The organism is Paraneptunicella aestuarii, assembly GCF_019900845.1.
In the GTDB taxonomy this organism is placed as follows: domain Bacteria; phylum Pseudomonadota; class Gammaproteobacteria; order Enterobacterales; family Alteromonadaceae; genus Paraneptunicella; species Paraneptunicella aestuarii.
On the sequence record NZ_CP074570.1, the window covers coordinates 3,812,697 to 3,835,177 of the forward strand.

General features: G+C 44.5%; 14 protein-coding genes and 1 tRNA gene. 6 read left to right on the top strand and 9 right to left on the bottom strand.

The window, feature by feature from the left end:
• Nucleotides 1-126: 126 nt before the first annotated feature.
• The 4 genes from KIH87_RS14675 to KIH87_RS14690 form a co-directional block, all read right to left on the bottom strand.
• Nucleotides 127-217, bottom strand: a tRNA-Ser gene (locus tag KIH87_RS14675).
• A 239-nt stretch (nt 218-456) separates the two neighbouring features.
• Nucleotides 457-678 (bottom strand): carbon storage regulator CsrA, encoded by a 222-nt coding sequence (gene csrA / locus KIH87_RS14680; protein ID WP_232358602.1) that lies wholly within the window; start codon nt 676-678, stop codon nt 457-459.
• Nucleotides 679-816: 138 nt separating this feature from the next.
• The gene (gene alaS, locus KIH87_RS14685) at nt 817-3,414 is read right to left on the bottom strand and encodes an alanine--tRNA ligase (RefSeq protein ID WP_232358603.1); all 2,598 of its coding nucleotides are present in this window, start codon (nt 3,412-3,414) and stop codon (nt 817-819) included.
• 156 nt (nt 3,415-3,570) lie between these two features.
• Entirely contained in the window at nt 3,571-4,107 is a 537-nt protein-coding gene (locus KIH87_RS14690; RefSeq protein WP_232358604.1) for a regulatory protein RecX, read from the bottom strand.
• Between the two features lie 17 nt (nt 4,108-4,124).
• Here KIH87_RS14690 and KIH87_RS14695 point away from each other — a divergent pair, with 17 nt between their 5' ends.
• The gene (locus KIH87_RS14695; protein ID WP_232358605.1) at nt 4,125-5,309 is read left to right on the top strand and encodes a GNAT family N-acetyltransferase; all 1,185 of its coding nucleotides are present in this window, start codon (nt 4,125-4,127) and stop codon (nt 5,307-5,309) included.
• Here KIH87_RS14695 and KIH87_RS14700 read toward each other — a convergent pair.
• Nucleotides 5,289-6,236, bottom strand: coding sequence for a DUF808 domain-containing protein (locus KIH87_RS14700; RefSeq protein WP_232358606.1), 948 nt, complete (start codon nt 6,234-6,236; stop codon nt 5,289-5,291). The genes KIH87_RS14695 and KIH87_RS14700 overlap by 21 nt on opposite strands.
• A gap of 546 nt (nt 6,237-6,782) precedes the next feature.
• Here KIH87_RS14700 and KIH87_RS14705 point away from each other — a divergent pair.
• Complete coding sequence (locus KIH87_RS14705; RefSeq protein ID WP_232358607.1) at nt 6,783-10,178, top strand: S8 family serine peptidase; 3,396 nt, start codon at nt 6,783-6,785, stop codon at nt 10,176-10,178.
• Between the two features lie 213 nt (nt 10,179-10,391).
• Nucleotides 10,392-11,489, top strand: a complete 1,098-nt coding sequence (locus tag KIH87_RS14710) for a hypothetical protein (RefSeq protein WP_232358608.1) — start codon at nt 10,392-10,394, stop codon at nt 11,487-11,489.
• Nucleotides 11,490-11,599: 110 nt separating this feature from the next.
• Here KIH87_RS14710 and KIH87_RS14715 read toward each other — a convergent pair whose 3' ends face one another.
• The 4 genes from KIH87_RS14715 to metA all read right to left on the bottom strand — a co-directional run bounded on the left by KIH87_RS14715 (nt 11,600) and on the right by metA (nt 16,943).
• Nucleotides 11,600-12,220 (bottom strand): DUF938 domain-containing protein, encoded by a 621-nt coding sequence (locus tag KIH87_RS14715; protein WP_232358609.1) that lies wholly within the window; start codon nt 12,218-12,220, stop codon nt 11,600-11,602.
• 36 nt (nt 12,221-12,256) lie between these two features.
• Nucleotides 12,257-14,878: a methionine synthase gene (gene metH, locus KIH87_RS14720; protein ID WP_232358610.1), complete on the bottom strand. Its 2,622-nt coding sequence runs from the start codon at nt 14,876-14,878 to the stop codon at nt 12,257-12,259.
• An 11-nt stretch (nt 14,879-14,889) separates the two neighbouring features.
• On the bottom strand, nt 14,890-15,948 hold the full coding sequence (locus KIH87_RS14725; RefSeq protein ID WP_232358611.1) for a homocysteine S-methyltransferase family protein: 1,059 nt from the start codon (nt 15,946-15,948) through the stop codon (nt 14,890-14,892).
• Between the two features lie 71 nt (nt 15,949-16,019).
• Entirely contained in the window at nt 16,020-16,943 is a 924-nt protein-coding gene (gene metA, locus KIH87_RS14730; protein ID WP_232358612.1) for a homoserine O-acetyltransferase MetA, read from the bottom strand.
• Between the two features lie 206 nt (nt 16,944-17,149).
• Between metA and KIH87_RS14735 the strand changes: the two genes are divergently transcribed.
• The 3 genes from KIH87_RS14735 to KIH87_RS14745 all read left to right on the top strand — a co-directional run bounded on the left by KIH87_RS14735 (nt 17,150) and on the right by KIH87_RS14745 (nt 22,388).
• Nucleotides 17,150-18,031 (top strand): MOSC domain-containing protein, encoded by an 882-nt coding sequence (locus KIH87_RS14735; RefSeq protein WP_232358613.1) that lies wholly within the window; start codon nt 17,150-17,152, stop codon nt 18,029-18,031.
• A gap of 318 nt (nt 18,032-18,349) precedes the next feature.
• The gene (locus KIH87_RS14740) at nt 18,350-19,555 is read left to right on the top strand and encodes a pyridoxal-phosphate-dependent aminotransferase family protein (protein WP_232358614.1); all 1,206 of its coding nucleotides are present in this window, start codon (nt 18,350-18,352) and stop codon (nt 19,553-19,555) included.
• Nucleotides 19,556-19,772: 217 nt separating this feature from the next.
• The gene (locus KIH87_RS14745) at nt 19,773-22,388 is read left to right on the top strand and encodes a response regulator (RefSeq protein ID WP_232358615.1); all 2,616 of its coding nucleotides are present in this window, start codon (nt 19,773-19,775) and stop codon (nt 22,386-22,388) included.
• Nucleotides 22,389-22,481: the final 93 nt, after the last annotated feature.

Consider the following 22,481-nt stretch of genomic DNA (forward strand, 5'->3'; position numbering starts at 1 on the left):
AGGGACATTATGTCCCACCTTGCATTTAAGCCATCTGTGGATCAAAAATAAAAACCACAGCCCCAAAAACAACAAAACCCCGCATACGCGAGGTTGTAGTGACGTTTGCTAAACGTCCAAAAACAATGGCGGAGAGGGAGGGATTCGAACCCTCGATACCAGTAATAGGTATGGTTCCTTAGCAGGGAACTGGTTTCAGCCACTCACCCACCTCTCCGAATTGTTGCCATTTAACCTACTCTTTTGAAAGAGTTAAAGGGCTAAATGTGGATGCGAAGTTTAATGATTGGAGAAAGGAAGTCAACGAATTTTTATTGATTCACGCTCGTCTGCTGAGGATTTGTGCAATACGAGGAAATATTATTGAATGTTCGATTCAAGTCGGATTAAAAAAGTGAAAGCCAGATAGCAAAAAAGGCCGCAATCGGCCTTTTTGTAACAGCAAACAGGAAACCCTTATTCGCTGTCGTTTCGCTCTGCAGCAGCTTGTTCGTGAGCTGCTAATTGCGCATTCTTTTCAGCTTGTATGCGCATATAGATTTCTTCACGATGGACAGATACTTCTTTAGGCGCATTTACACCAATTCGTACCTGATTTCCTTTAACACCCAAAACAGTGACTGTCACTTCGTCACCAATCATAAGGGTCTCACCAACACGTCTGGTCAAGATCAGCATTTTGTTACTCCTGTTCCGTACTCCGAAATTTAAGTGTCCTCTTAAACATTAGCTTAGTTTGCCAGTAAAACCAGCGAAACCGTCCTGCTAACACCATTCCTTGTTTTTGTGTCACAGCAAAAACTGGTTAGGCGAGGATTATAGCTTATCCTGTAACCATGTCGAGACCGAGTTCAGCGCATTTTCTAGGTTTTCCGGCTGATTTCCGCCAGCTTGAGCCATGTCGGGTCGGCCGCCGCCCTTGCCACCAACCTGCTGCGCGACAAAATTGACCAATTCACCCGCTTTCACTTTTTCGGTTAATTTTTTTGTCACACCGGCGATTAAGTTTACTTTTTCACCAGATGCAGTGGCCAATAAGAGCACAACTTCGCCAATTTGATTCTTCAAATCATCAACCATGGTTCTTAACGCGCCAGCTTCAACCCCTTCCAAACGTGATATCAACACATTAGTACCGTTAATTTGTACCATGGCAGAAAGCAAATCTGAGCTGGCATTGCTGGCCAACTTCTGCTGCAACGCTTTGTTATCTTTCTCAAGCTGCTTCTGTTGTTCCAGAAGTTGATTCAAGCGAGCAGCCAGTGATTGTGCATCAGTCTTCAACTGCTTGGCTAAATCATTCAGTAACTTACTTTCAGATTGAGCAAATTCAAGAGCAGCCTGACCTGTCACAGCCTCAATACGGCGAACACCGGCAGCAATACCGGCTTCTGAAATAATACGGAATAAACCGATATCACCGGTGCGAGATACGTGTGTACCGCCGCAAAGCTCCAATGAAAACTCACCCATGGAAACGACACGTACTTCATCGTCGTACTTCTCACCAAACAGCGCCATGGCACCAGCCGCTTTCGCTGAATCCAAATCCATTAATCGGGTTTGCAAGTCATGATTGGCACGAACCTGTTCGTTAACCAACACCTCAACTTGCTTCAATTCATCAGCTGTTACGGCTTCCAAATGGGAGAAGTCAAAACGCAGCTTGTCTTCTGTAACCAATGAACCTTTCTGGTTTACATGAGCACCCAACACTTGCTTTAACGCAGCATGCAATAAGTGAGTGGCACTGTGGTTTAGCTTGATATTGGCACGGCGTACAGTATCAATTTCAGCGTTGGCGGCTTCGCCCAGTTTTACTGTACCCGCCATTTTCCCTCTGTGGGCAATAGCCTGATTCAGTTTCACTGTGTCTGTAACAATGAAGTCACCACCAGCAACCTTGATGTGGCCTGTATCGCCAACCTGACCACCAGATTCTGCATAGAAAGGCGTAATATCCAGAACCACAATGCCTTCTTCACCGTCATTGAGTTGCTCAACAGATTCGCCATTCTTATACAACTCAATAACCTTGGCTTGCCCTGATTCATGATCGTAACCGGTAAAGTCAGAGGCTTTATCAGAAGTGATCTGATCATTGTAATCCGTACCAAATTGGCTGGCTTGTTGCGCACGTTGACGCTGTTTGGTCATTTCAGCTTCAAAGCCTTCCATATCCAATTGCAGCTCTTTTTCGCGCAATACGTCAGCGGTCAAGTCAACCGGAAAGCCGTATGTGTCATAAAGCTTGAATACCACTTCACCTGAAAGCGTATCGGAACTCATGTTTTGGATGGCATCTTCCAGAATCGCCATACCGCGATCCAGCGTTCGAGCAAACTGCTCTTCTTCCAGTCTTAATACTTTTTCGATAATTTCGCGTTGTGTCTTCAACTCTGGGTAAGCTTCGCCCATTTGCTCGATCAACGCAGCAACCAGCTTATAGAAGAAAACGTCTTGAGCACCCACTTTGTAACCATGACGTACAGCACGACGAATAATACGGCGCAATACATAGCCGCGGCCTTCATTAGAAGGAATAACACCGTCGGCAATCAGGAAGCTACAGGAGCGAATATGGTCAGCAATAACGCGCAAGGATTTGTCATCCAGCTTATCGCTACCACACACTTTCGCAGCCGCTTTAATTAGAGCCTGAAAGATGTCGATTTCATAGTTACTATGAACGTTTTGCAGAATTGCAGAAATACGTTCCAAGCCCATGCCGGTATCAATAGAAGGCTTGGGAAGCGGATCCATTTTACCGTCAGCAGAACGGTTAAATTGCATGAAAACCAGGTTCCAGATTTCAATGAAACGATCGCCGTCTTCTTCTGGCGATCCCGGAGGGCCACCCCAAATATGCTCACCGTGATCATAGAAAATTTCAGAACAAGGGCCGCAAGGGCCAGTGTCACCCATTGACCAGAAGTTGTCGGATGTCGCAATACGAATGATCTTTTCTGCTGGCAAACCAATCTCATTTTGCCAGATGCCATAAGCTTCATCGTCTTCTGCGTACACAGTGACCAGCAACTTTTCAACAGGCAGTTGTAGTTCTTCGGTTAGAAATGTCCAGGCGAACTTGATAGCGTCGGATTTGAAATAGTCGCCAAAGCTGAAATTCCCCAACATCTCAAAGAAAGTATGATGACGAGCAGTGTACCCAACATTCTCTAAATCATTGTGTTTACCACCGGCTCGCACACAACGCTGCGACGTTGTCGCTCGTGTATAGGAACGTTGATCTTGACCAAGGAAAACATCCTTGAACTGGTTCATGCCGGCATTCGTGAACAATAAAGTAGGATCATCTGCCGGTACCAGGGACGAACTTGCAACTTCCTGATGGTTGTTGCGAACAAAAAAGTCGAGGAAAGAACGTCTAATTTCAGCAGTACTTTTGTACATTGCAAATCCTGTATTTATCAATTGGGTACTCGTCAAATTTAAGGGCGGCACAATATCATGGATCCGCTGATAAAAACAGCGTCTGAGCGATGATTATCAATATCGAAAAAAGGAATTTTGGCAGGAGAATTTACCCCAGGAATCACGCTCGCAAATTTAGCCGTCAAAATCATTAAAAGGGTAAACACCGAAGACCTCATGAGCATTAAAACCACGATTACGCAAAAAATTGCAACGCTTGGCGTGCTCTTTGGCATCTCGGGGTTTGCTGTCACCGAATTTAGATTCGGCCGCCTCTCGCGCTTGCTCTTGCCAATCCACATCCAACTCTTCTAGCACCAACTGCAAAACACTGTTGCTAATCCCTTTGTGTTGTCCTTCTGCGAGAATATAGTTCTCGCCGTATCCTTTACTCAAACGTCGATGCACAAGTTGTTCTGCGAAACGCCTGTCGGATTGCAACTCAGATTCCTGATATTTCGCCAGCACTTCCAGACACAAATCCTTGGGATAACCTTTTTGCTGCAATTTTCTAATAATCTCATTGAATCCATGTTCCCGTTGTGCAAGATAACGGGTAATAGTGAACTGAATCTGCCTGCGGATTTCATCCTCGTTAAATTCAGTGCTATTGTCGGTGTCGGTTTCACCGCTTGTTTCAATGTAAGAACTGTCAAAATCATCAATATCCATATAGCTCGATACTCAATATGTCTGAAGAGATAGAAATAACCAGTAAGTTTATCAGTAATATTCAGGAAATCGATCCTCAACAATGGAATGCCTTGCTACCCAAAGAAGGTAGTCATTATCCATTTGTTCAGCATCGCTTTTTAGCATTATTAGAATCCTCTGGTGTCGTCGGAAAAATAGATGATGAAAAAGAAGAAGCGTTTGATACAGGCTGGCAACCTTTTCACTATTGTGTATTTAAAGAAGAGCAGCTCATCGCTGCCATGCCTCTTTACCAAAAGCAACACAGTATGGGCGAATACGTGTTTGATTGGGGATGGGCTGACGCTTACCACCGATACGGACTGAGCTACTACCCTAAACTAACGGCCTGCATTCCCTTCACCCCGGTAACAGGGCCTAGATTATTGTTACATCCACAAGCACCTGAACATATCACTCGTTGGATAACACAAGACTTGTTGCAACAAACAAGGCAATCCGGGGCTTCATCAATACATGTGTTATTTCCAGAACCCTCTCTGTCAGAGCAATTTAAAGCACAGAACTGGCTGCAACGTAAAAGTGTGCAATTCCAATGGTTCAATCATCACTACACAAACTTTGAGGACTTTCTGGCAAACTTTAGTTCTCGCAAGCGCAAAAATGTGAGGAAAGAACGCGCAGGTATTGAAGATTCCGGCATCAAAATCGAACGCTTGTCTGGCAATGAGATAACACCACAACACATGCAGTTGTTTTTTCATTGCTACCAACAAACCTATTTAAAACGCAGCGGTCACGGTGGTTATCTGAATAGAGAGTTCTTCATGGGGCTTCTTGAAATCATGGCTGACAACTTAATGCTCGTCGTTGCATCCCGTAATTCGATTCCCATAGCATCGGCTTTGTATTTTAGAGACAACACTCACCTTTACGGCCGTTATTGGGGCTGCTTGCAAGACGTCAAGGATCTGCATTTTGAGTGTTGTTACTATCAGGGAATTGAATACTGTATTGAGCAAGGGTTAAAAGAATTTAACCCTGGTACACAAGGCGAGCACAAAATCCAGCGAGGCTTTGAACCCATTTTTTGTTACTCCAACCATTGGCTGGCTGAACCCGCCTTTCATAGAGCAGTACAAAATTTCTTATTGGAAGAAGAGCCTCATATCAACCTATACAAGCAAGAAGCTGAAAGACTACTGCCCTTTAAACAATAGTTTTTGACCTGTTTGCACCCCACCTAACACCAAAGCACCAACAATAAGGCCGATAAGCAAACTGAATAATACGGGCAGTATCATGGCAAGTGCGGAACCTATCACTTCGATATTCTCAGCCCAGAGACTGACAGGTTCCAACAAATGATGAATAAAGGGTACGCCATGAACAATAATACCGCCGCCAACAAGGAACATGGCAATGGTTCCAACTACCGACAAGGATTTCATCAAGAATGGGGCAAAACGTAATAAAGCTCTCCCCAAAGCACGTTTGAAAGGCTTTACACTGGAACCTTGAGCATCACGAAGCAGGTACAATCCAAGATCATCCAATTTTACGATAGCGGCCACCAGCCCATAAACAAACACTGTAAATCCGATCGCTAATAGTGAAAGTGACACTATTTGCTGACCCAATTCAGCCTCTTGCATAGACCCCAACATGATCACCACAATTTCAGCCGATAAAATGAAGTCAGTGCGTATAGCCCCTTGTACTTTTTTCTTCTCAAATTGCAGCATATCTGCATTAGGATCCGTTAACACCTGCATAATCTCCTGCTGATTACGCATATCGTCTTCGGGATCATGCAGAAATTTATGTGCCAATTTTTCAAATCCTTCAAAACACAAGTAAGCACCACCCAGCATCAGAAGAATCGTAATCAAAACAGGTAAGAAAGCGCTGATCAGCAGCGCTGAGGGAACAAGAATGAGTTTATTAAGAAAAGAGCCCTTAGCCACCGCCCAAACCACTGGCAGCTCCCGCTCTGCTCTAACTCCAGAGACCTGCTCAGCATTTAACGCCAAATCGTCGCCTAAAACACCTGCCGTTTTCTGAGCAGCAACTTTAGAAATAACAGCAACATCATCCAAAACCGTTGCAATATCATCAATGAGAGCTAATAAGTTACCAACAGCCATTTAAAATCCCTTAACTTTTGTGTGTAAATCGATTTAGATATTTTCACGAGTACGAAAATCAAAATGCGTAATAATCATAAGCATTTATATTCAGATAAGAAAGAATGAAATGCTTTTATATTTTTTATCTAAGGCTTATTAGTTATTAAATGAAATACCTCTGCAAGTTTATCTCACCACAGATCAAGAAAATGACATAACCTATTGTTTATAATGAAAATAATAAAAAACGTTAAACGCTGGCATTTGGCCATATCAATTCAGCTTATTACTCTAGAGGTAAATTAATTACTTTTTATTACAAGAAAATATTGGCTGTTTTCTTTGTCTCGGCTAGTATTTTTACCACCTTACTTTGAAAGGTACACATTTGTAATTGTAAACGTCTTTGCAACATTCTGAATTTAGTTATGTTTCGGTAAATAACAAAAATAATATCAATTAGAGTTGTCACACGATTTATCGCATCTCACGAAACATTTATTGGTTTACCTGCAGCACTCCCTGTTCAAATGTATGCAAACAACTATAAGGTGGTCTAATCACATGTCATTTAATCAACCGTTAGCGTCTTCAAAGACAGCTCTCGCAGTGTGTCTTGCTTTGGGTACTATCGGATCTGCCGCTGTCATGGCTGACGATATCAACACAACAGGTAAACAACCCTCAGTAGTCAAAACCATTAACCCATTATCTGAAACAAAGAAACCCTTTGTTAACAGTATTGGCAAATCAACCTACATTGTTCGCTTGCAATCGCCTTCTATCGCAGCGTACAACGGAGGAATTGGCGGTATGATGGGTACCAGCCTAAAATCCTCTGGTAAGAATGTACTGAATGTTAAAGCACCCGAGGTGCAAACCTACCGTACGTTTCTTGAAACTCAACAACGCAACGTGATGCAAGCCAGTAATCAAGCAATTGGTCGTGACATCAGTGTTAAATATCAATATAGCCATGTATTCAATGGTATGGCGATGGAGCTGACCGATCAGGAAGCCAAAGTTATCGCAAAGCTTCCTGGCGTGTTAAGTATTGAAAAAGAACGTTTTGAACAGCCCAACACCGATGCAGGCCCAGCCTGGATTGGAGCAACCAAATTCTGGGAATTCGATAAAAAAGGCTTAAAAGGCAATGCCGGTGAGGGCGTTGTTGTTGCCGTTCTGGATACAGGTATCAACCACGACCATGCTGCTTTTGCAGACATCGGTGGTGATGGTTACGACCATACCAACCCGCTAGGCAGCGGAAATTATATTCCAGGAAGCTACTGTGATGTCGTTGATCCTAATTTCTGTAACGATAAACTTATCGGTGCATGGAATATGGTTAACTCTCCACAGGATCCTCATTCACCAGAAGATTCCGATGGTCACGGTAGCCATACAGCGAGCACTGCAGCAGGTAACGTTGTCACTAACGCAACCTTGGTAGCACCAACCGCAGATTTGGTCGTAGAAGCTTCTGGTGTCGCTCCTCATGCGAACATTATCGCCTATGACGTTTGTATCGACAGTTGCCCAGGCTCTGCATTATTAGCAGCCGTTGAGCAAGTCGTTATTGACGCATCTGCACTACCTAATGGTATTCAAGCATTAAACTACTCTATTTCTGGTGGAGAAGATCCATACAATGATGCAGTAGAACTTGGCTTCCTGAACGCGACAGCAGCCGGTATTTACGTGGCTACCTCAGCGGGTAACAGTGGCCCAACAGCCGGTAGTACAGGCCATGCTTCACCCTGGGTTTCCACGACTGCCGCATTGACCCATAACAGAACGTTAGTGAATAGCGTTGTTGGCATGACCAGTGACGGAGCAAGTCTGGCTGATTTACAAGGTAAAGGCTTTACTTCAGCATACGGTCCTGCCGACATCGTTTATGCAGGTGATTTTCCAACCACTGACGGCACATCGAATGAAACCAATCCAGCTCAATGTCTAGAGCCATTCCCTCCCGGTCATTTTAACGGTGAAATCGTTATCTGTGATCGCGGTAGCATTGCTCGCGTAGACAAAGGTGCCAACGTATTAGCTGGCGGTGCAGGAGGTTTGATTCTTGTCAATGCCGCAGCAAATGGGGATTCAACCAGTAACGACGCTCATTACTTGCCAGCCGTTCACTTGGGCTACACAAATGGTCAAACATTGAAAGATTGGGTGGCTAACAATACCAATACTCGCGCTTCTATCGGTGGCAATTCATTACTGTTGGACAAAGATATTGCTGATATTACCGCAGGATTCAGTTCTCGTGGCCCAGCGTCCAAAATTGATGTTATCAAGCCTGATATTGGCGCTCCGGGTGTTGATATTATCGCAGCCTATAACACCACAGAAACCAGCTCTGGCGATGAGTATGGCTTCTTGTCAGGAACATCAATGTCCAGCCCTCACAACGCGGGCGCAGGCGCGCTTATTGCGGGCTCTACTGACTGGTCTCCTTATGCCATTAAATCGGCTATTATGATGACCTCCAAAGGCGCAGGGATCTTCAAAGAAGATGGGGAAACTCATGCGGATGCCTTCGACACGGGTGCGGGTCGTATTAACCTGAAAAACGTTCTGAACGCAGGTTTGATTCTGAATGAAACACCAGAGAACTTCCTGGCTGCCAACCCAGCCTTGGGTGGTGATCCCAAGTCGTTGAACATCGCCAGTATGCAAGATAACAACTGTGTACACGGCTGCACCTGGACAAGAACCGTCACCAATGTCAATGACCGTGCCACTTCATGGTTGTTGTCTGGCGTTTCTGAAGCAGCGGGCTTCAACGTTTCAGTAGATCCATTCTTCATTCGTCTCGAAAAAGGCGAAAGTGCAGATATTCAGGTCTCAGTAGATAGCGCCTTTGCTGAAGCAGATTGGAACTTTGGTCATGTGTTAATGTTCCCTCTGGATATCGATCTGGAAATCCTGCATATGCCAGTAGCCGCCTTTGCTTCCAAGTCGTCAACGCCATACATGGTTTACACCGTTGATCAAGCGGAAGTGAAAAAAGGCGATGTGGTAACCTACCAAATCGACCTGAGTAACGGCCCTCTTGAAGATACCATTACGGTAAGTTCAACCTTACCTCAAGGTCTGAGCTATGTTGAAGGTTCTGCGACTCAAAGCGTTGCCCAAGGTACCACTGACAGCGCATTTGCTTTCGATGGCAATAGCTTCAACTGGACAGGTACATTAAACAAATCAGCATTGGAGCTAAATGCCTCTACTGATTCACCAGCAGGTTACTTGCCTCTGAGTCTGTTTGGTGTAGCGCCTGAAACCTGTCCATCCAACTGTGACGATGGTGCGTTAATCTTCAGTGTTGATTCGTTCACCTTTAACGGTGCAACTTACGACCAGGTCATCTTCTCAATGAACGGTACTTTGGAAGTAGGTACAGCCAGCGGTGTAGCTATCTCTGCAACTAACAGTCAACTTCCAAACGAAGCGGCACCAAATAACATTTTGGCTCCGCTGTGGACAGATCTTGATCCTAGCTCGGGCGGTAACTTTTACGTTGCCTCATTGGGTGATGGAACCAATAGCTGGACTGTATTTGAGTGGGAGAATGTACCACGTTTCGGGACAGATCCTTCTGATCCGGCCAACACCCACAGCTTCCAAATCTGGATTGAAGCGGGTAACAGCGGCAACATCTGGTATACCTATGGCCCTCAAGGCGACTTGACAGGTGTTAACGTTACCGTTGGTATCGAAAACGAATCAGGAACCACAGGTACAAGCGTTTACTACAACGGACAAGGCACATTGCCAACAGCGGGTTCTGAGTTGAAAGCTCAAAACGTTGTCGGTGGTACTGCCAGCTTTACTTATCAAGCAACGGTTGATAAGTGTAAGCGCCATAAAGGTATTGTCAGTGAAGTAACCGTAACTAGCGGCACAGTCACGGAAAAGGCAATTGCTACTTCAAGCTGTGCCAGACGTCACTAATCGTTAATAAGCATGAGTAGCAACTCTGGTTGCTACACGTTTAAACAGACAATGCCAGTCAGACTGACTGGCATTTTTCGTTTTAAGCGTTGTATTTTCTTTTATATTGGGTTTCAGCCAAATAATTACTGTTTAATCAATTGAAAATCCAGAGTTACGATATCTAGCGGCTTTTACACTTTGCTCTCAATTAATCACCACAGAGAGCATAATATGAGCATCTTCGATCGATTTAATAGCAATTGGTGTGACTCGGGCTATAAATCACACGCAAATTCTTACCGTGACAGTATTGACCTCAACACAATTTCTCATGGCATCAGTTTGCTATGGCAAATGCGTTCAGATGAAACCATTGCCGAGTGTGTAAGCCTGTTGGCGCCAGAAGCATGGTTTGCACTGGACACAAACATTGCACTTTTAAGCAAGGCCGGATTAAGCGGCAACACCGATCAGGAAACCGCTGTGGGATTGTCTCGGATGGGTGATTATTTATTTACCTCTTCCCCCATCACAACCTATAGAGGACTCTACGACCATTTCCAGAACTATCTGGAAAACTCCAATCCTTACGCCAGAGAACTCAGTTTTAAGGAAATTGAGCAAGAGATTATCCTTGCTCCCAAAGATGAATTTAGTACAGCGATTGAATTAATTAAGTCAGACAAACCGCAACTACTTAATGCATTTATAATGGCAAAATCCATCATTGATATGGGCGAACTGCCACAACTGGATGTCTCTATTTCAGCGTCAGAGATCATTGGCTACGTCAAAACGGCGGTTGAAAAAGGTACACTTTATGTTGCAGGTCAAAAACTTGGTGCGGCACTGGGAACGGTCAGCCCATTCACTTCAGGAGGAATGGTACTTGCTCCCTGGGTTTCTCTAAGCAGTTTCTCTGGCTATATGAACACTCAGTCTCACTTGTATGATTTACTTGAGATTACTGCCCCTCTTAATGTACACAATGCCACTATCATTGAAGGCGTGAAAACAGCAATAAACGAAATTGACATTGGTGCGATGAAATCTGCATTCGCGGTTACCCCTTTCGGCGTGATCTTCACTTTATATGGCGTAGGTAAAAAATGCGCCGAAATCATTAAGGTAAAATCAAAAGATCACAATGCGTTGGCAGGTAAACTATTAACCATTGCCAAAGATTGGGAAAACAAATCTCTCGACAGATTAGTGTGCCTCATGTTGCTAGCAAATCAGGCAAAGGAACTTCGTGAACTCATCAAAGCTCTGTGCAACAAAAATACTCAGGATGCGCAAAATAAAATTGCAGGATGGCTAGAACCCTAAACTTCCCTGATACACGCTTTAAAAATAAGCTCCAAATTTGAAGTAAAGAAGCGGAAACAATAAGCAGAGTAAAACCTTCCATTTACTCTGCTGTTAACACTTTTCAAGACTCAAGCTTTCAGCCAAACCAGCAAATGGTTATTAGCCGGCATGTCGATGACGTGTGTTAACTGAAGTGAATGTTCAGAGGTAGATGCCCATTGTGTTAATTCATTGATATCACGATAGCCACCGAAGCCTTGTAAGCGAAGATGCTGATCAAATTCAAGATTACTCTGGCTGGTAAATTCCCCATCAAACTTGAATGGGCCATATTGGCAAAATACGCCATTCTTGGTCAAGTTCTCAGCAACCATTTGCATCATCAGCTTTGCTTCATCAGGCTGCATAATATGCGCAGTGTTAGCGGAAAAGACGGCATCAAATAGAGCCCCCGCATCAGGCCAGGGATCGACGCCAATTGTTAAAGTTAACGGCGATCGCCAATTACTGAGAGAGGCTTGATTATCAAGATTAGAGTCTTCACCCCAGGCAAGAATGCTGGGATGATTTTCTGGCACATCACTGGTTTGCCAGATTAGATGAGGCAGTGCCTGTGCAAAGAAAACAGAATGCTGCCCCGTACCAGAACCAATTTCCAGCACATGCCGAGACGGTGCAAAAAACTGCTGCAACTGTTCCAAAATCGGTAATTTATTATTCTCACACGCTTGGGAAAATCGCTTTTGCACTGTCTCGTTTTCTCTCTTTCTCTTACTTTGAAACGGTTATTTATAACTAATATTAGGCCCTAACCAGCGTTCTGCTTCTTCCAGGCTCATGCCTTTACGCTGGGCATATTCAGTTACCTGATCTTCCTGAATTTGCGCAACCGCAAAGTAACGCGACTCAGGGTGAGAGAAATACCAACCAGAAACCGAAGCGCCCGGCCACATAGCGTAGCTTTCGGTTAGCTTCATTCCCGTATTGGCTTCTGTATCCAACACCTTCCAGATACCCGCTTTCTCGGTATGCTCAGGGCACGCTGGGTAACCCGGAGCTGGACGAATGCCTTGATACTTCTCGCGGATCAACATGTCGTTATCCAGATCTTCATCCGGCGCATAGCCCCAATGTATTTTACGCACCTGCTGATGTAAATATTCAGCAAAGGCTTCTGCCAAACGATCACAGACCGCTTTTACCATAATGGCGTGGTAATCATCATGCTGCTTCTCGAAATGGCCTGCAATATCGTCTTCCGCGATACCCGCCGTTACCGCAAACGCACCGATATAATCATTCACACCAGCAGGCGCGATGTAATCACTCAAACAATGATTCGCGCCTTTAGGCTTCTCGGTTTGCTGACGCAACTGGCTACTGGTGTACAACACTTCGGAACGAGATTCATCAGCAAATATTTGAATATCGTCACCAACACGGTTAGCCGGGAACAAACCAAACACGCCTTTAGGCTGCAATTTATGCTCGTCTTTCAGTAATTTCAGCATGGCTTGAGCGTCATCGAACAGCTTCTTCGCTTCCTCACCCACCACTTCGTCATCAAGAATACGAGGGTATTTGCCCGCTAAAGACCAGGTCATAAAGAACGGTGTCCAGTCGATGTAATCAACCAAGGTGTCTATCGACACTTCAACACTCTGTACGCCCAGTTGCTTCGGCACTGGCGGCGTATAGCTGCTCCAGTCGGTCACAAATCCGTTCTCACGGGCTTGCGCTAATGTCACCGGACGGCTCTTGGGCTGGCGACGAGCGTGTTGCTCACGCACCACTTCATATTCATCTCGAATTTGCTGAACATATTCATCTTTCGCTGTTGGCGTCAGTAACTTCTGGCACACACCCACCGCACGAGACGCGTTAGGCACGTAAACCACCGGCCCTTCATAATTTTGTTCGATCTTCACAGCGGTGTGAGCTTTAGAGGTAGTCGCACCACCAATCAACAATGGAATATCGAAACCGGTGCGCTGCATTTCTTTAGCAACATGCACCATTTCATCAAGCGAAGGCGTGATCAAACCCGACAAACCAATGATGTCTGCATTCACTTCTTTGGCTTTTTTCAGAATGTCGGCACAAGGCACCATTACGCCCATGTCGATAATTTCGTAGTTATTACACTGCAACACCACGCCAACGATATTCTTACCAATGTCGTGAACATCGCCTTTTACCGTGGCTAACAAGATCTTACCGTTGCTGCTACCGGCTTCTTTTTCATCTTCAATGTAGGGTTCGAGGTAAGCAACGGCTTTCTTCATTACGCGCGCAGACTTCACCACTTGCGGCAAGAACATTTTGCCTTCACCAAACAAGTCACCAACCACATTCATGCCGTCCATCAACGGCCCTTCGATAACATGCAAAGGTTTTTCTGCCGCTAAACGCGCCGCTTCGGTGTCTTCTTCGATAAAGTCTGTAATACCTTTCACCAGCGCGTGTTCAAGGCGCTTGTTGACGGGCAGTGAACGCCATTCCAAATCTTCTTTTGCTGCCACTTTACCGCCACCTTGGTACTTAGGTGCAATATCCAGCAAGCGTTCAGTCGCATCGTCGCGACGATTCAGAATCACATCTTCAACAGCGTCACGTAGCTCTTTGGGAATTTCATCATACACTTCCAACTGACCGGCATTGACAATGCCCATATCCATACCCGCTTTAATCGCGTAGTACAGGAATACCGAGTGCATGGCTTCACGCACTGGATTGTTACCACGGAATGAGAAGGAAATATTCGACAAACCACCCGATACATGGCAGTGCGGCAAATTGGTAGTGATACGACGAGTCGCTTCAATGAAGTCGACAGCATAGTTGTTATGCTCTTCGATCCCGGTGGCAACCGCAAAAATGTTCGGATCGAAAATAATGTCTTCTGGTGGAAAGCCCACTTCATCCACCAAAATGCGATAAGAACGCTCACAAATCTCATATTTGCGCGCTTCGGTATCCGCCTGTCCTGTCTCATCAAAGGCCATCACCACAGTTGCTGCGCCATAGCGTCTAATCTTCTTGGCCTGTTCTTTGAAGTTCTCTTCGCCTTCTTTCAAGCTAATGGAGTTAACAATGGCTTTACCCTGAACACATTTAAGACCGGCTTCGATAACACTCCACTTGGAGGAGTCGATCATAATAGGTACGCGGGAAATATCCGGTTCAGAGGCAATCAAATTCAGGAAACGCACCATTGCCGCTTCGGAATCCAACATGGCTTCGTCCATGTTGATATCGATAATTTGTGCGCCACTTTCAACCTGCTGTCTGGCAACATCAAGGGCGGCTTCATAATCCCCATCAAGGATTAAACGCTTAAATTTTGCAGAGCCAGTAACGTTAGTACGTTCACCGACATTGATAAAACGGGCAGTTGCTTGAGACATAATATTCCCTATTAGTGGACAAAGGGTTCTAAACCGGACAATCGCATTTTCACTTCACGTTTCACCAACTTTCGTGGTTCAACGTTCGCCACCGCATCGGCAATGGCTTTGATGTGCTCAGGTGTGGAACCGCAACACCCTCCCACCAGGTTAACCAACCCGGCTCTCGCCCATTCACTGATTTGTTCCGCCATGTCTTGTGGCGACAAATCATACTCACCAAATTCGTTAGGAAGACCCGCATTCGGGTACGCTGATACATAGCGATCGGCAATATTGGAAATTTCCTGTACGTACTGGCGCAGTAAATCTGGGCCCAAAGCACAGTTCAATCCGAAAGTAATCGGATTCGCATGACGTAGCGAATAGTAGAAGGCTTCAGCGGTTTGACCCGACAAAGTACGACCAGAAGCATCAGTGATAGTGCCGGAAATCATAACCGGCAATTCCACCTGCATTTCTTCAAATACTTCATCAACGGCGTATACCGCAGCTTTGGCATTCAAGGTATCGAAAATGGTTTCGATCAGGATCAGGTCAACCCCACCTTCGATCAAACCTCGGCACGCTTCTTTATAGGCAGCAACCAATTGGTCAAAATTCACATTGCGCATACCAGGGTCGTTTACATCAGGGGAAATAGATGCAGTTCTGTTTGTTGGCCCTAGTACACCAGCGACGAAACGTGGTTTGTCGGGTGTTTTTTCGGTGTATTCCTGCGCAATCTTTTTGGCAATTCGAGCGGCAGCAACGTTAATTTCATAGGCAAATTCCTGCATATCGTAATCAGCCATTGAAATGGTAGTCGCGTTAAAAGTGTTGGTTTCCAGAATGTCGGAACCCGCGTCTAAAAACTTACCGTGAATTTCTTCAATAATTTGCGGTTGAGTCAGGGATAGAAGGTCGTTGTTACCTTTGACATCACTGTGCCAATCTTTAAAGCGTTCACCGCGATAATCAGACTCAGTGAGCTTATAGCCCTGGATCATGGTTCCCATACCGCCATCAAGCAACAGTATTCGCTTTTGCAACTGCTTCTCAAATAATGCCGCAGTATTGTTGTCAGTCACTTCATTTCCCCTCTGTTATGACGCTCATACACTACGTCGCCATGTCGAAATATTGTTTACTTACCGATTATTTAGTCAGCAGACAGTTCCGCCAGGTTATAAGGCGTTGTTTGATACACGTAATAATTCAACCAGTTGGTGAATAATAACGAACCATGAGCTCGCCACGTCACACGCGGCTCAGCCGTCGGATCATTATTAGTGAAATAGTTTTCAGGAAGTGCTGTTCCCACACCAGAATCAGCATCCCGCAAGTATTCTTGCTGCAAAGTGTTAGCATCATACTCTGGATGACCAGTCAAAAAAACTACCCGCTTATCACTTGATGCTACTAGATATGCCCCAACTTGATCAGACCCGGCTAATACCTGTAATCCGGGAATGCCTTCGTATTCTTCAATGGCAATTTGACCATATCTTGAGTGAGGCGCGCCAAACACAGGATCAAAACCTCGAACCAGTTCATTTAAAGGTTCATACACCTGATGCTCAAACACGCCAAACAGCTTGTTGTCACGAATTTGGCGATTCACGCCGTAGTGATAATACATAGCGGCGTGGGCAGCCCAGCACAGATAAAGGGTTGATTGCACATGACGACGCGCCCACTCCATCACCTGAGTAATTTTGTCCCAATAGGAAATGTCCTGATAAGGCATCAAGGCAATGGGCGCACCAGTGATAATCAAGCCATCGTAGAACTTATGTTCAACCTCGTCGAAATGGTGATAAAAGTTGTCCAAATGCTCTTGTGGCGTGTGTTTGGAAGCTCGGTTATCAATACGGATCAAATCAATATTAATCTGTAGCGGCGTGTTAGATAACAAGCGGCAAAGCTGCACTTCGGTTTGGATCTTGTTAGGCATGAGATTCAAAATGCCGACTTCCAGAGGACGAATGTCCTGATTACTGGCTCGTTCCGAATCCATGACAAAAATATTCTCGTTAAGAAGAATATTCTGCGCAGGTAAATCACTTGGAATTCGAATAGGCATTAGGTTTCACATCCACTAAGTCAACTATTTCAGCTAGATCGCTAACCATTCCTCCGTGAATCAAACAAACTGCTCCCGATATTGACGGAGAAATTAACATCTTTACGTCTAGACGTCTATAAGTATATTTATAATTTCCGGATCTCATCTGTATCTCCTCTTCGACATTCGCTGTAATATGCAAGCCCTATCAAGGCAGTCATATTTTGAGTATTCCCAAGCAAGGTTTTCCTATGTACGCCAGTATCAATCGTTTATGCATTTACCCGGTCAAATCCTTAAAAGGCATTGAAGTCCAACAAGCCAAATGTTTACCCACCGGTCTGGAATTCGATCGTGAATGGGTGGTTGTTGATCATAAAAACCGTTTCATGACTCAGCGCCAGCTTCCCAAAATGGCCACCATAGAAACCCACATTAGCAATGATAGTCTGGTTTTATCACACTCAGAGCATGGCGCGATTCACGTTCCTCTGAACACTCCACCTTGGCAGGATCCGAAAGCAGATACTCGGGAGATCATCGTTTGGAAAGATAAATGTCAGGCTTTTGATGAAGGAAAAGCCGTATCTGACTGGCTAACAGATGTATTGGAATTTGCTGCAAAAGGCACTCTGCATTTAATGCGTTTTCCTCAACAGGAAAAACGCGTAGTGCAGCCCAAGTTCACCCAACGTGACGACGGCGTTCTTAAATTTGCCGATGCCTGCCCTTATCTGGTGGTCAATACGGAATCACTGGACGCCTTAAATACCGAATTGGAACAACAGCAATTAAGCGCGATCGACATGAACCGTTTTCGCGGCAATATTGAGATTTCAGGCATTCCAGCCTGGCAAGAATACCAAAGCAGTAAAATGACGATTGGAGATGTCATACTAAAAGCGGAAGGGCCTTGTCATCGCTGCCCAATGCCGGGAATTGATCAATTGACTGGCATAACAAAAGAACCGGGGCAACCCTTTAAAACGCTTATGGAGCTTGATGTTCCGGAAGGGAAAAGCGGGGCTTATTTCGGAATGCATGCAACATTTTTGTCTGGTGAAGGAAATACCATCGCTGTTGGCGATCAGATAGAGCTGATTTAATTACAAACTATTACTTTATTTTTCATAGAGATATGAATCTCTAAACACGAGCATAAAGGAAAATTTCAAAGTTGGATTTATACTGGTTGAAAAAGCCGTTAATAAGCCATTGCATCCTGTTTGTATTTAGCTAGAATCAAGGGCTGAACAAAGGTGAATAGTTCATGTCAGAGCGCGGAGTATAGACTGGCATGCAAGTCAATTTTCTGTACCGGATCCATCCTGTCTAACCTTGATTGTGGCATTGTTTAATACTCTTTTCTCTGATCAACATTGAGCATAACCCATACTTAACCCTATAGATTAGCAGGAACGATTTTGGACTTACCTATCCCTCACAACATTGTGCCCCTTGATAACATTTTGCCAGATGAACCACTACTTATGATGGGAGCAGGCCCAGTGCCAATTCCAGCGAAAGTAGCGGCGGCCAACGGCATTGTTATCAATCACCTGGGAGATACAATGTCGCAAATTATTGAGCAGGTGAAGGTAATGGGTCGCTATGTCTTTCAGACGGAGCGCGGCACTATATTAGGTGTTGCGGGCCCAGGTTCCGCTGCCATGGAAATGGCGGTTGCCAACATCGTTGTCCCCGGCGATAAAGTCCTTAACATCTGTAATGGCTTCTTCAGTAACCGCTTGTGGGAGATGTCCAAGCGTATTGGTGCTGAAACGGTAAAACTGGAAGTGCCTGATGCTGTATCTGTTTCACCGCAACAGGTTGAAGAATACATCATCACTCATAAACCCAATGTGATTACCATTGTTCAAGGTGAAACCTCGAACACGGTATGCAATCATCAACTACCGGAAATTGCAGCGCTAGCCAAACGCTATGGCTGCTTCATTATCGTGGATGCAGTTTGTACGCTAAGCACTATGCCGTTAAAAATGGATGAATGGGGTGTAGATGCCGTTATTACGGGGGGTCAGAAAGGCTTGTCCTGTATTCCAGGCATCTCATTGGTAGGGTTCTCTGAAGCAGCTTGGACACACATCCACAATAGAAAGGACGACTTAAAGCACTGGTGTCTGGATGCCAAACTTGCGGATCAATTCTGGAACAAAAAATCCTATCACTACACAGCGCCAGTATCGGGCATTTTGGCTATTCACGAAGCATTGCGACTAATCTGCATTGAAACCCTGCCGATTCGCTTTGAACGTCATAGACGCTGCTCAGAAGCATTGCAAAATGGCATTGAAGCCATGGGATTAGAGCTGCATGTTCAGCCCGAATCAAGGCTTAATTCAGTAGTCGGTATTAACCTGCCTCAAGGCATTAATGGCAAGCAGTTGCTGTCTCAGATGTCTTCCCGTTATCGCGTTGAGATTTCCGGTTCATTTGGGCCGAACATAGTGCGTATTGGTCAAATGGGTGAACAATGCCGAGCGCATAACCTGTTCAGAACCTTGCATGCTTTAGGTTCAAGCATCAAGGCATTGGGGCATTCCGTTAACTTGCCTGCAGGCATGGCGATGCTTGAAGATACTTTGGGTAGAGCGAACCTTCCTGAATAATCCAGCAGGTATTATTCTCTTTAAATTGCCATTCTATTTGCCTACTCGAGGGATCCTTTACTCACCGTGTAGGCAAAAGTTCTAATTTCCACTACCATAAAAGTAATGTTTAAGCTTTATTAATCCGGTCGAAGCTTTGTCGTTTATTCAAGCAGTTAGAAACAAACGAGCCAATGTTATTGCTCGCCTTTGCTATATACCAAGAATCCTCGGTTGCTTGCTTGTTATCACACTTATTTGTTCTATTTTTTATCCCAATATTGGCGGCTGGATCGGAGCGGGTTTAATTATTCATGGCCTAATCTGGCCACAACTGGCTTATTTATATGCCAAATACAGTCCCTACTATCATACCGCCGAGTACCATAACCAGTTTGTAGATGCATGCTTTTACGGCCTTTGGTGCAGCACATTTGATTTTCAGGTATGGCCAACTGTGACTTTTTTTCTGGTCAATTCGCTCAATAACCTTGTCACGGGCGGTGTGAAAAACTTTGTTATTGGATTCTTTGCACTTTCAGGAACCATGACGCTTTCTGGCTACTTGCTTGACTCAAGTTTTCAACCAGATTCATCCTTAATTACCTCATTAATCGCTGGCTTTTGCATATACAGTTATGCTGTTCTTATTGGCTATATCTGCCGTATTTACATCAACAAAATACATTCCTCACGCGTTGAGGTACAAAACCAGCGTAACGAACTGATTCGAGCCAATGAAGAAATTTCAGCCATCAATGAAGTGGTAAAAACCATTAATTCCACACTGGATCTGGATGAAATCATGGATGCAGTACAAAAAGCGATGAAAAGCACTCTGAATTACACTCAGATGTGTTTGTTCATCCCAAGCAACCACAATACCTTGATTCCTAGCTATTTCAGAGGCGAAGGCATTTCAGAAGATATTATTATCGCGGTACGGGGCAAAGAGTTTCCTCTAAAACTCGGCTCCAGCATTATCACCGATGCATTTCAGAGAAACGAGGTCATTCTCTTTTCTCCAATAACAGAAAAAGTGATGGAAGGTATGTCATTACTTGATCGTGAACTCATTACTGCCGACCCAATCAAATCCTTACTGATCCACCCGTTAACCATTCAAGGAAAAGTCGTTGGTGTTATTGCTTTTGCCAATAACGAGGAAGATTTCAACCAGGTAGAATCCAGCATTTCTACGCTTGATCAACATCTGTCTCAAATAGCCGGGGCAGTCAATAACGCCTTGATTCATAGTGAACTGTCAAAAGCAAAAACCTTGGCAGAACAAGGAACCCGAGCCAAAAGCGAATTCCTGGCCAATATGAGCCATGAAATTAGAACCCCGATGAACGCGATTCTCGGGCTGGTAAAAATGGCACAGGAAACTGAAGATGAAACCTTGCGTAATGACTACTTAAACAAGGTTGATTCATCGGCCAAAAACCTGCTAACCATCATTAACGATATTCTGGACTTTTCAAAAATTGAAGCCGGCAAAGTCGAGCTCAGCAACAGAGAATTTAGCTTGTCGCAGGTACTCAGCGAACTCAATGGATTAATGAGTATCAAAGCCGAACAGAAAGGACTTATCTTCAAAATTAACAAGTCCAATGAAGTACCAGATTACTATTTCGGTGACGCGCTCAGACTAGGACAAGTCCTTCTAAACCTGGTAGGTAATTCCATCAAATTCACTGATCACGGTCATATATTTGTGAACGTTAAGCTCGTAAGTCAAAAAGATAACGAAACTTTTTTGGAATTTTCCGTGGAAGATACCGGGATAGGATTATCAGAATCGCAAGCAGAGAGGTTATTTCAATCTTTTGCCCAAGCTGATGCCTCAGTCACCAGAAAATTTGGCGGAACAGGCTTAGGATTGTCAATATCAAAGCACTTTGTTGAGCTAATGAATGGTTGCATTTGGGTTGAGAGCAAACTGAATGAAGGCTGCACTTTCTACTTTCGTATCTGCCTACGACAAATCAATAAAGAACTGGTAGATATACTACAAGAGACCAAACAACGTAGCCGTAGAGTTCTTATCATCGATTCTGACAAACAAACCATTAAGAGCATCGCAGAGGCGCTGCAAAAAATTCATTTTATTCCCGAATTCGCAACAGATGAAACCAAAGCTTTGGATAAATTGGCAACCGCCGACGACGAATTTTACGGATGCATTATTGTTGCAGATAACAATCCATCTGCCCTTACCTCTTTCCCCCAATCGGTTAAAGCAAGCACAACTTCCTCCCCCTTGCTAATGCTAACAACAGAAAACATTGCACAATACGCCAATGAACAAAATGCAGGAGCAAGCAACTATACAGGTTTGATCCCAAAACCCATTAATGAACAAAACTTGATTGATAATATTGTAGCGGCATATGAAACCTCTCCAGCACCAACATTAGCCGAACCATATCTTACAGACCCCAATATTCAAGAAGAGGCGGTTAACTCAAAAGAAACATTGAACGACAAGCATGTGCTTCTGGTAGAAGACAACGAAATCAATCAATTAGTAGCAGAACATATGTTGTTGAAAGCGGGGATGAAAGTGGTCATAGCGAACAATGGTGAAGAAGCACTGGAACAACTCTCTGCGCATAATGGTGGCTTCGATATTATATTGATGGATATACAAATGCCGGAAATGGATGGCCATACTGCAACGCAGATAATACGAGCCACAAAAGCGTTTTCACATATCCCCATTATCGCCATGACAGCCCATGCTTTCGATTCAGAAAAACAACGATGCATAGAGTCAGGCATGAATGACCACATATCCAAACCCATCAACCCCGAGATTGTATATAGTACGATGTCCAAGTGGTTGAATTAACACTATCAGTCGTCAGATGTTTTAAGTGCCATGCACTTCACGTGTGTCAGAGTGTTAGTGAATGTGCAATAACATGAAATACAGAGAAATATA